Origin of the sequence: Arthrobacter sp. H5, assembly GCF_000520595.1 — a bacterium.
Taxonomy (GTDB): domain Bacteria; phylum Actinomycetota; class Actinomycetes; order Actinomycetales; family Micrococcaceae; genus Arthrobacter_D.
In genome coordinates, this window is sequence record NZ_AZSC01000356.1 from 1 (window position 1) to 3,676 (window position 3,676).

2 protein-coding genes and 1 pseudogene are annotated in these 3,676 nt (G+C 62.4%); all 3 read right to left on the reverse strand.

Annotation, left to right across the window (positions count from 1 at the left end; all coding sequences use genetic code 11):
* Positions 1-50: 50 nt before the first annotated feature.
* The gene (locus tag Y708_RS22195) at positions 51-818 is read right to left on the reverse strand and encodes a PspA/IM30 family protein (protein WP_035774965.1); all 768 of its coding nucleotides are present in this window, start codon (positions 816-818) and stop codon (positions 51-53) included.
* Positions 819-875: 57 nt separating this feature from the next.
* A complete protein-coding gene (locus Y708_RS0101495) occupies positions 876-2,975 on the reverse strand; it encodes a TPM domain-containing protein (protein WP_028278553.1) in 2,100 nt (699 codons plus the stop codon).
* Positions 2,976-3,407: 432 nt separating this feature from the next.
* Positions 3,408-3,676 (reverse strand): annotated as a pseudogene (locus tag Y708_RS0101500) (IS4 family transposase); the annotation flags it as partial.

Sequence of the window (3,676 nt, forward strand, 5' to 3'; positions counted from 1 at the left end):
CCGGCGATGATCGCTGGCAACCCGCCGTCCGGGTGTCCCGGTGAAGGTGACTAGTAGTTGGGCGTTTCCTCTTTGCCCTGGCCGATAGCCGATGGCGTGCCGCCGGAGCCGCCGGACTTCAGAGCCGCCAGACGTGCTTCGATCTCGGTCTGCTCACCAAGGTCCTCCAGGCTTTCAAACTGGGCATCGAGACTCGAATTGGCCAGCTCGGACTGCCCAAGCACCTTGGCTTCCTCGCGGCGGATCTTTTCCTCGAAGCGGCCAACCTCGCTGGTGGGGTCCATGAAGTCGATGCTCTTGACGGCGTCGTGGACCTGCTGCTGAGCCTGAGCGGTGCGGGAACGGGCAATGAGTTCATCCCGTTTGCTGGTGAGCTCGGTCAGCTTGCCCTTCATCTGGTTCAGGCCGTTCTTAAGCTTCTCCACGATCTCGGTCTGCGACGCAATCGTGGGTTCGGCGCCCTTCGCCTCATTCTCAGAAGCCATTTGCCGCTGAATGGCCACCTTGGCAAGGTTGTCGAACTTCGTGGCATCAACGCTGTCTCCGGAAGCGCGGTACTCGTCCGCCTTCTTTGAGGCGGCCAAGGCCTTGTTTCCCCAGTTCCGGGAGGCTTCAATGTCCTCGTTGTAATCCTCTTGAAGCATGCGCAGGTTGCCGATGGTCTGCGCAACGGCGCTTTCCGCCTCGGAGATGCTGTTGGAATAATCGCGGACCATCTGATCCAGCATCTTCTGCGGATCTTCGGCCTGGTCCAGGATGGAGTTGATGTTTGCTTTGGCCAACTGGGCGATGCGCCCGAATATCGACTGCTTTACCATGGGTTTCCCTTTCGATCTGCCTGTAATGAACTTCATTTGCATGCCTGCCTGAACTGTCTAGAAATCGCCGAAACCACCGCCGAAGTCGCCGAAGCCACCACCGCCGGCATCGAATCCGCCAAATCCGCCACCGCCGAACATTCCGCCGTCGCCGCCCCCACCGTCACCGCCGAAGAAACCTCCTCCGTGTCCGCCGCCGTTGAGGATCGATCCAATCAGGATGCCGCCCAGCAGGGCGCCACCCATGCCGTCTCCGCGTCCGCCGAACATGCCGCCGCCGCCGAAGCCTCCCATGCGGCCCCCGAATCCTTCAACGTCCTGCTGCGCAATCTGAGCGGCCTGCTCGGCCAGCGCGCCGGCCTGCTGGGCGTGGGACAACGCTGTGACCGGGTCGGAGGATTGGATCTCCAGCGCATAGTCGAGGTTTCGTTCCGCTTCGGCCAGGCGGGTGCGTGCCTCACTGCCCACACCGCCGCGGCGTGCACGAATGTAGTCCGCTGTGCCGGAGATCCGCGATTGGGCGGCCATGATGGTGTGCTGAAGAGCCTCGCGGGCCCGGTGCGCCTGCTCGTTCTGGTCTTTGACTCCACCGAGCGACGCGTCAAGCTGGCTATGGGCGGCCTCGATGCGTTGCAGCAGGGAGATGGGGTCGATACGGCCGGTGGCGACTTCCCTTCTCACGGTTTCGAGTGCCGCCTGGGCGTTTGCCACTGGACCAGCAAGATCCTGGTGCTGGCCGGTCGAAACCATTGCCTGGGCCTGCGCCAGATCCTGCGCGGTGTCGGAGACTGCCCGTTCCATTTCGCGCTGCGCATCGTCCAGCTCAGCGGCGCGCTTGTCGATCGCCTGCAGGAGAACGGTGGTCTGGTGAACGCTCTCCTCGGTGGCGCGGACGGCTACGACGGCGGCGCTGGTGTTGCCTTCGGAGAGGTTCCGTTGCGCTGTCTCCGCAGCGTTATCGACAAAGCTCAGGCGCTCCCGCGCCTGCTGGATGTTGTCCTGTACCTGTGAGGTTGCGGAGTCTGCGTAGGCCCCGCGAAGCCGCTCGAGCGTTCGTTCTGCCGCTGCAACACGTGTGCCAACATCCGTGGCCGATGAGCGTGCGTCCGCGAGGGCTTGTGGCGCATTGCGTTCCAGTTCGCGGAGTGCGTCGAAGTCTTCCTTGTGCTCCTGCAGGGACTCGCTGACCGATTCACAACGTCGGATAATGTCCCCGAGCCAGGTGCGCTGCTCCTCCTCGGTGTCGGGGATGTGGTCGTCCAACTGCTGCTGCAGTTTGAACGATTCGGTCATGTGTGATTTGGCCGCTGCAATATCCTCGGCAAACGGCTTGACCGAGGCGTCGCCATACTGGGCCTGCGCGAAGCCGAGCTCCTGCTCACTCGACTTGATGGCGTCGTCGGCAGCTATGAGCAGGCTGCCGGCACGTTTGCGCAGATCCTCGACGCTGACGGAAGCCAGCGGATCGAGTACTTTGCCGTCGGCTCCCCGGCCGGGCCCGAAGTCGATCTCCGACGCCGTCGGACGGTCCTCCAGGCTCTTCTGCCCCTTGTTGCTCTTGGAGCGAAGATAGAAATAGCCGCCAACCCCTGCAAGTGCAATCAGTGCGCCAATAAAAAGTATGGTTCCCAAGCCGCCTCCGTCGTCGTTCGAATTGTTATCGCCCACGGACTCTCCGGAGAGGACCTGTGAAATGCCCTCGGTCGCGGCGATTCCGCCGCCTTCCCAATCACCCTGACCAAGCTCGGGTCTCACGATCTCTTCATAGATGGCGAGTGACTGCGAATCCACTTCGCTGCGGCTGTCGGCCAGCAGCCCGGCCTGCCCCTGCTCCACGCCAACAACCAGGACGGCATCATCGGCGCCTAATTCGCTGACTTCTGCCGTAGAGGCCGCCCACGCCCCGGGATCCGACGGGTTGGTGAACTCATCTACATAAACCACATGAAGGGTGTAACCGTGCTCGGCCTCAAGGTCCGCGATGGCATTCTCCAGAGTGTCCTCATCGGCCGGCTCCAGAACGCCGGCGTCATCAATAACCGTGTCCGATCCAAAATTGACTGGGTCCGCCGCCAAGGCCGTCGAAACGCCCAGGGGCAGCATCATCAAGGCGCTGAGCCCCACAGCAGAAGTGATGCGCCTGGTGCTCGATCTCATTCAGTACCCTTCAGCATTGCCTGCCGGGAGGCTCCCGGAGCGGGTTCACGACGGGCAGAATGTCTGCGGCACGCCGATAATCACCTGCTTTTTGATTCTATGGCGCGGCGATGGGGGCAGTCCACCGGAGAGGCTATGCCGCGAGCGAAACCCGGCTCCAAACCACCTCGTACGGTTCTCAACCTGCACCGCGCGGGCGGATGGGACAGACTGGTATCAGCTGCCTGGAGCTCCTGCGCTTTCGGCTGGTTCCCAGCAGGCGTCCAGCAAACGTCCTCCGTTAGCCCCAATGCCGTTTACTTAGGCTTCTTGGGCATGCGTTTGAGTGGCCAGTTGGACATTTTGCGTTTGACGGCCCTGGGGTTGGTTCTGGGTCTTCGTTGGGGCAGGAGTTCGTGGAGGATCTCCGTGGCGAAGAGCACGAATGCGTCTTTAGCTTGGTGAGGGGGAAAAGGCCGGGGGCCCGGCGATGGTCCGCCTGGCTGCCCGGAGGGTGCGTGTGAAGGAGAGCCGTAAAGGGTCTTCCTCGAATTGGTGGGCGACGTCGGCGATCAGGGATCGCAGGGCGTAGTGGGCGCAGAGGTATCCGTAGATTTCCTGCAGGACCCCGTCCGGGGTTTTGGAGCGCAGCACGATGGAGGGTCCACGCTGGTGGGTCTTGAGTTCATCGAAGCAGGATTCGATTTCCCAGCGCCGGGCGT

Bases quoted from the DNA above. Each gene is read 5' to 3' on its own strand.
- Y708_RS22195 (WP_035774965.1), bottom strand. From the start codon at position 818: ATGGTAAAGCAGTCGATATTCGGGCGCATCGCCCAGTTGGCCAAAGCA.
- Y708_RS0101495 (WP_028278553.1), bottom strand. From the start codon at position 2,975: ATGAGATCGAGCACCAGGCGCATCACTTCTGCTGTGGGGCTCAGCGCC.